At 65.9% G+C, this 6,473-nt stretch carries 7 protein-coding genes; 4 read left to right on the top strand and 3 right to left on the bottom strand.

The annotated features are described in order from the left end of the window. Together D0T11_RS21365 and D0T11_RS22780 are read right to left on the bottom strand one after the other, a co-directional pair. Positions 1 to 611 (bottom strand): hypothetical protein (locus D0T11_RS21365; RefSeq protein ID WP_220473763.1); only part of this gene is annotated, 611 nt, incomplete at its 3' end. A 110-nt stretch (positions 612 to 721) separates the two neighbouring features. Beyond that, positions 722 to 892 (bottom strand): hypothetical protein, encoded by a 171-nt coding sequence (locus D0T11_RS22780; protein WP_182888557.1) that lies wholly within the window; start codon positions 890 to 892, stop codon positions 722 to 724. Positions 893 to 1,138: 246 nt separating this feature from the next. Here D0T11_RS22780 and D0T11_RS21360 point away from each other — a divergent pair, with 246 nt between their 5' ends. From D0T11_RS21360 to D0T11_RS21345, 4 genes are all read left to right on the top strand, one after another. Further along, positions 1,139 to 1,912: a lipase family protein gene (locus D0T11_RS21360; RefSeq protein WP_119657834.1), complete on the top strand. Its 774-nt coding sequence runs from the start codon at positions 1,139 to 1,141 to the stop codon at positions 1,910 to 1,912. Beyond that, positions 1,909 to 3,057, top strand: a complete 1,149-nt coding sequence (locus tag D0T11_RS21355; protein WP_119657833.1) for a hypothetical protein — start codon at positions 1,909 to 1,911, stop codon at positions 3,055 to 3,057. The genes D0T11_RS21360 and D0T11_RS21355 overlap by 4 nt, the downstream gene beginning before the upstream one ends. Before the next feature lie 195 nt (positions 3,058 to 3,252). After that, positions 3,253 to 4,539 carry a patatin-like phospholipase family protein gene (locus D0T11_RS21350; protein WP_119657832.1) on the top strand — a complete coding sequence of 429 codons (1,287 nt, stop codon included), beginning with the start codon at positions 3,253 to 3,255 and terminating at the stop codon, positions 4,537 to 4,539. 82 nt (positions 4,540 to 4,621) lie between these two features. Beyond that, positions 4,622 to 5,539: a hypothetical protein gene (locus D0T11_RS21345; protein ID WP_119657831.1), complete on the top strand. Its 918-nt coding sequence runs from the start codon at positions 4,622 to 4,624 to the stop codon at positions 5,537 to 5,539. A 25-nt stretch (positions 5,540 to 5,564) separates the two neighbouring features. Here the strand turns inward: D0T11_RS21345 and D0T11_RS22775 are convergent. Next, positions 5,565 to 6,473 (bottom strand): DUF6603 domain-containing protein (locus D0T11_RS22775; protein WP_182888556.1); only part of this gene is annotated, 909 nt, incomplete at its 5' end.

Raw genomic sequence — 6,473 nt, 5'->3', positions numbered from 1 at the left:
GTGCGGCCGTGGCGGTAGAACAGGTTGCGGGTGGTGGCCGTGATGTGGTAGGGCGAGGGCAGGGCTGTCTGGAACAGGGCCGCCGTTTTGTGGAAGGCCATCCACAGGGCCGTGGTGGCGCAGGCACTCACGTTGTTGTCCTGCTCCTGGAAGATGAGTGAGTCCAGCGTCAGCTGCTTGCCCAGCACATTCACCTCGTAGGGCCGGCACACGGGGTAGACGCGGCGCTTATCGTGGGCCGGCGCGTAGGGGCGCAGCAGCGTGGCCCCGATAGGCCGGCCCGGCAGGGGCTTGACTACCACGTAGCCCAGGTACGATTCCCACAGCGCCGCCCCGGTAGCGGGGTCGGTCAGGGCCGCTTCCAGGGCAGGCAGGTCGAAGGCGACTTGGAAAAAATGGATGCGCTTGCACAGCCGCTCGTAGGTGGTGAAGCCGCGGGCGTAGTAGTCGGCGTAATCGGCCAGGAAGGACTGGCTCACGTAGGGCGCTTCCACCAGAATGGTCTGGGCTCCCAGGCCGTCGTGCTCCGGGCTCAGGTACTCGGCGAAGTAGTGGTAGTGCTGGCGGCAGCGGGTGGCGGCGGCATCGACCCAGCCGTCGGACGCGGCCAAGGTGCTGGATCGGCGACACCCTCGTAACGCACCACCTCCGGTCCTATTGCCAGGGCATAAAAAAGGCGTCCGGCTGTGCGGGACGCCTGGGATGGGCAATGCGAAAGCGGCTACAGCTGCGCCCGCACCTTCAGCCGCTCGCGGTCCACCACGGCCCGGTCCGTCAGCTCGTCGGCCACGCGCAGCACCCGCTCAATGCGGGCCCGGTAGGCTTTACTCTGGAATTTGGCCTGGTCGCCCCGAAATTCGATGACCAGTTTGGGCGGCTCAATAGCGGGCATGGCAGTGGGGTATGGATAGGCCGGCAAAGATACGCAAAAAGCCGGCCGGTGGTAAGGCAGGGTCAAGTATAAGGTTTCCTACGCAAAAAGCAAGCGGCTGGCTGAAAACCAGTTGCGGGCTGTTGGCCTACCGGACTACCTGGTCAGCTTCTGAAAAGGTATTTTAGCAATAAGGAGCTTGGCCATTAGCGCTGAACATCTATCTTGGCCCCGCATCCTGATCTACTTGTTATCCTTATCGCTTACATGTCGTTACCCACCCGGGACTTTCTCGACCGCACCGCCGACCACTGGGCCTATATCGTGCGCCGGGAGCAGCCCGCCCCCAGCCTGGCTGTTTTCCTGCACGGCTACACCGGCGACTACCTCGGCACCTGGGGCCGGCTGCCGCACATGCTCTACGAGGAGGCCGACGCCCATCCGCCGCTCGACGACTGGGACTACGTGTTCCTGGGCTACCGCACCGGGTCGGTTGAGTGCTGCCTCGACATTGCCCGTCGCCTGGCCACGGAGCTAGCCAAGGCCCACGCCGGCCAGGCTCCCTACCGGGGGGCGTACGCGCGGTTCGCCTTGCTGGGCCACTCGCTCGGCACGCTCGGCATCCGCCAGCTGCTGTGCGCCAGCGTGCTGCACACGCCGGCCACGCTGCTGGAGCAACTGCACAGCATTACGCTGTTCGGCACGCCCGTCAATGGCAGCCCGCTAGCTCGCTTCGGGCAGTGGGTGTACCCGGTCAGCGACGCGTTGCGGCCCGCCAGTCCCCAGCTGCGGATGCTCAAGGCCTGGACCGACAGCAGCTACCAGCCCCGGCGCTGGCCCGCGCCCCGGGTGATGCTGGGCTTGGAAGATCAGGTGGTGGGCCATAAGTTCGCCGACCTGGTGAATTGGGCCGGCGACGAGCCCGCCCGCCTGGAATCGCTCGGCCACTCGGCTATGGTCAAGCCCACCGGCTGGGACTGCACCGTAGTTGATTACCTGCGGCAAGCCCTCGCCCCGCTACCCGTCCCCGCTGCCCAATGAGTCCTTCCGCTTTTCTTTCGCCCGACGAAGAACAGGCCCGGCTAGCCCAGCTGGCGGTGGCTCCCTGGCGACCCACCGGCCCCGCCGTCGGGGAGGCTTTCGCGCCCCAGCCAGCCACTACTCCCGGGCTCAAGGGCCACTGGTCACCGCTGGCGGCTACTAGCGGCGGCTCCGCCGTAGCAGGCCCTTCGGCAGCTTTGCTCCAGCGGTGGCTACGGCCGCACTGGGAAGCGCCGGTAACCGATCTGGCCCAGGCTCGGTTCCGGCAGTCGCTGCATGAAACGCTGACCGATTTGCAACTTCAGGAGTTGGCTCTGGCCAACGGGTACGTGACGCTGGCCGGGGTGCACACCGCCGTTTACGAACAGCTGCGGGCCCTGCTCAGCACCACGGCCGTGCAGCAGTACGTACTCGATTACGGCTATCCGCTGCTCTGGCAACTCGCCAAGCGCGTGGGACTGGCCGACGAGCTGGCGGGGCGCGATCCGGCGTTGCGGCCGATGCTGGCAGCCGTGCCGGATCAGCCGCCCCTGGCTCCTGGCAACCAGGTCCGGTTCGCCTCCTTTCTCTCCCTGTACGGGCAGTGGCAACAGGACAGCGCGTTGCAGGCCTTTGAGCAGTTGCTTGCCGAGCCGGAACAGCCCGCCGGGCAGCCGTCGGAGGCCGTGCAGGCCTTGCGCGGGTTACTCGGTCGGGCGCCCGCTGACTGGCTCCGTACCTTTTCGCTACCTCCCGAAACCGGCCCGGCGGGCGAGCCAACAGGGGCAGCCGATACGGCCCTGGCGCTCCAGGCGGCCAGCGGGCTGGTCAGGTTCGTGGAGGGCCTCGCCAACGCCTGGCAGCTCTTTGCGGGTACCGACCGCACCGAACTGGCGGCCTTCCTGGCCCGGCCGGTGGGCGCTTTTTTCGGCTACCGCCTGCGCGGGCAGCAGGCGTTGCACACGGGCCCGGACTGGTCGGAGGAAGCCGTCGCGCCCGAATTGCTTTTCTACCTCACTACCGGAACCGTATTCGAACCTGTCGCGGCAGGGGCCGAGTCTCCCTTGCGGGAATTGACGACGCATTACCATGCGGGGCTACATGCACTGACCGAACTATGGGCCCTGGCTCAACAGGCCACCGGGCTGCAGTTGACCGAACCCTAACCTGATGGCCGGCGAACGACTTCGCCCGAGCCGTTGCCACGGAGCCGTTGCCCACTGGCGGCGGTCAGGCCTGCGAGAGTATATAACTTCTTGCTAGCGCTGCGTTACCAATAAGTATCGCGCCGGGATTCGCCGAAACGGCTACGTGGCCCCATAATTATTCGCTTCTTCTTTACCTCATTACTTACCCTTATTATGAATACTTCTGCTTACTATACTGCCGCCGCACCCCACCTGCAAGCCGCCCGCGCGGCAGTTGAGCAACACCGGGCCACGACCGGTAACTGGCAAATCAGTGACATCGTCGACGAAGCGGGAAGGCAGTACGTGGACCTGGTCATGGAAGGCGGTGGGGTGCTCGGCATCGCCCTGGTGGGCTACGTGTACGTGCTCGAAGAACTGGGCGTGCGTTTCTTGCAGCTCGGCGGCACTTCCGCCGGCTCCATCAACGCCCTGCTCATGGCCGCCGCCGGCCCCGTTTCGGCCCCCAAAACCGACTGGCTACTTACTCAACTCACGGCGCAGGACCTGCAAGAGTTCGTGGACGGCGACGACGACGCCCGCGACTTCGTGCGGGTGCTGGTCGATAATGGCCGCCTGCTGCGCTACCTGTGGAAGGGAGCACAAGTGCTCGATAACCTGACCCAGGATTTTGGCCTGAACCCGGGTACTGTTTTCCACGACTGGCTGCGGGGCCTGCTAGATGAGCGCGGCATCCGCACCGTGGCCGATTTGCACCGGCTGCGCACACTCACGCCCGCCGACGGGCTGCGCCGCCGCACGGGGGAAGTATATGCCCCGGCTCAACCGATCCGCGTGGCCCTGGTCACGGCCGACGTCACGACCGAATCCAAGGTGGTGTTCCCCGAAATGGCCCCGCTCTACTATGCCGCGCCTGAGCAGGTGCATCCGGCCGATTTCGTGCGGGCTTCGATGGCCATCCCCGGGTTCTTCCAGCCCTACCGGCTCACCGACCTACCGGGGACTGGACAACCCGGTGGCCCAGCCTGGGAAGCGGCCACCGGCTATTGCGGCCCGGTGCCGGAGGCGGTGTATTTCGTCGATGGCGGTATTCTCTCCAATTTCCCCATCGACTTGTTTCATCACCATTACCAAGTGCCAGCCTGCCCCACGTTCGGCATCAAACTCGGCCTGGACCGCTCAGCACCCAAACCGGCGGAGAAGTTCACCCAGTTGCTGGGTGGTATCCTGAACACCACCCGCCACGGCCACGATTACGACTTCATCACCCGCAACCCCGACTTCCGGCACCTGGTCAGCTACGCCGACACCGGCCGCTTCAACTGGCTGGACTTTTCGCTGCCCGAAGCCGATAAGCAGGCCCTGTTCGCGGAAGGCGCCCGGGCGGCGGCCGACTTCGTGGCCCGCTTCGACTGGGCCGGCTACAAGCAAGTCCGCCGCCAGCTGCTCAAAGCCTTCCAGGTCACGGACGCCGTGAGTCCGAGCACCAGTATCACCTGAGCCCACTAGTCGCATCCGCCGGCCACCCGCGCCGCTGCGGCGACGCCAATCGTTTCTTTCTTCCTCTCCTAGCTTTTTCGTTATGGCGACGCAGTACCAGATTATTCCGCTTGAAGCCAACCTGCGCAGCCAGCCCAAGCTGGTGCCGAGCACCGTTTTAGTGCAGCTCAAACAGGGCCAGCAGGTAGACGAACTCCCGGCCCCCAAGGGCACGCCGGCCGGGTGGCGGCGCGTCCGGGCCGAGGTGCAGGGCACCCCGGTAGAGGGCTTCATCAAATCATTCCTGCTCAAAAAGCTCGATCAGGCGCCGGTGATAACGCCGCCAGCCGTGCTGCCCACCCTACCCGAGGCGCACCTGACCCCACCCGGCGCGGTGCGCGTGACCAACCGCGACTGGTGGGCCTACTCGCTCAACGACCCGAAGCAGCCCGGCCGCACCAGTGCGGCCATCGCCGACAGGGCCCAGGATCTGGGCCAGATTGTTGCCTACCTGCACGTGGATTCGGCGGCCCGCTATCGGCGCACGTCCACGGCAACTTACTGCAACATCTACGTCCATGACTACTGCCACCTGGCCGGAGTTTATCTGCCGCGGGTGTGGTGGCAGGCCAAGGCGTTGGTCCAGCTACTGCAGCGCCAGCCGCTGAAGGCACGCTATGGCACCACGGTGGTGGAGTACAACGTCAATGCGCTCTACAACTGGCTGGAAGAATTCGGCCCGGATTTCGGCTGGCGGCGCACCACCAGCCTGACCGATTTGCAACAGGCCGCCAATCTGGGCCAGGTCTGCCTCATTGCCGCCCAGCGCACCAACCTGAACGCCGCCGGCCACATCGTGGCCGTGGTGCCGGAAACGGATACCCACAAGGCCAGCCGTAAAGGCAACGCCGTAACTACCCCACTGCAGAGCCAGGCCGGGGCCACCAACTTCCGCTACGGCGGCCGCGTCTGGTGGACGGGCACGCAGTTCCGGCGCTTCGGTTTCTGGATTCACGCCTAACAGATTCTTGTTAGAACTCTCATTTTTACACGCTTTGCAGCGTGAGCTGATAGGCGGGCATGACGAGCAGCTCCCCGCGCAGCCGGGCATCGGCCGCGACCACCGCTTGCAGCGCGGCCGTGGCCTGGGCCTCGTTGGCATAGCGGGTGGCCGCGTAGCGGGTGAGCGTGTCGGCGCGCACGAGCACGTACTGATCCTCTTGCCAATATACTTCATCCGGGGCCAGATACGAGGGTTGGGCAGTGGCATATGACTGGCTCAGGGCGCTGTTTTGACTGAGCTGCTGGAATTGCTGGGCGGGCATGGCCACCATGCTCCGGCGCTCCGTCAGCTCTGCTAACTGGCCGGGGGCGAAGAAGTCGGTGAGCTCCGTCAGGTCCGCGCCCGTCAGCAGCTGCGCCCCGGTCCCCGTGCCCAGCTGGGCCTGGGTGATGTCGAAGCGGTGGCCGTTCTGAGGCCGGGCGTTACCGTAGCGTTCGAGCGCGTAGGCCAGCGGGGCCACCTTCTGGCGCACGACCAGCGCCCCGCCCGGGTCGACGAGCAGGCGCGTGGCGTCGGGCTCGGCGCGCAGCACCACCGGGCTGGTTGGGGCGCTGGCCGGGGCCTGCACTTCCCAGCTGCTGGGCGCCGCCAGCGCCTCGCGTAGCAACTGGCGCACGTCCACGTTGGGCAGCGGCTGGGCCGGGGCCCCGCCGCCGATGGTGCGGTCGATGCGGAAGCGCACGCGCACRATGAKYTTGAAGCTCACTTCGCCCGTCACGTGCCAGGGCGCGGGGCCCGTTACGTGCAGGTAGAGCTGCAGGGTGAGCTTGTTCTGGCCGTTGCGCTTGATGGCCACGCCGGCCCCGATCTGCACGTCGAGGCGGAAGGGGTTGAACTGGAAGAGCGTGTCGAAGAACAGGTGGCCCTCCAGCGAGAAGCCCAGCGGCAGGTC

Origin of the sequence: Hymenobacter rubripertinctus (assembly GCF_003583925.1) — a bacterium.
Classification (GTDB): Bacteria; Bacteroidota; Bacteroidia; order Cytophagales; family Hymenobacteraceae; genus Hymenobacter; species Hymenobacter rubripertinctus.
Note: the sequence above shows the minus strand (reverse complement) of the source record. Positions and strands in the feature narration are given on the sequence as shown.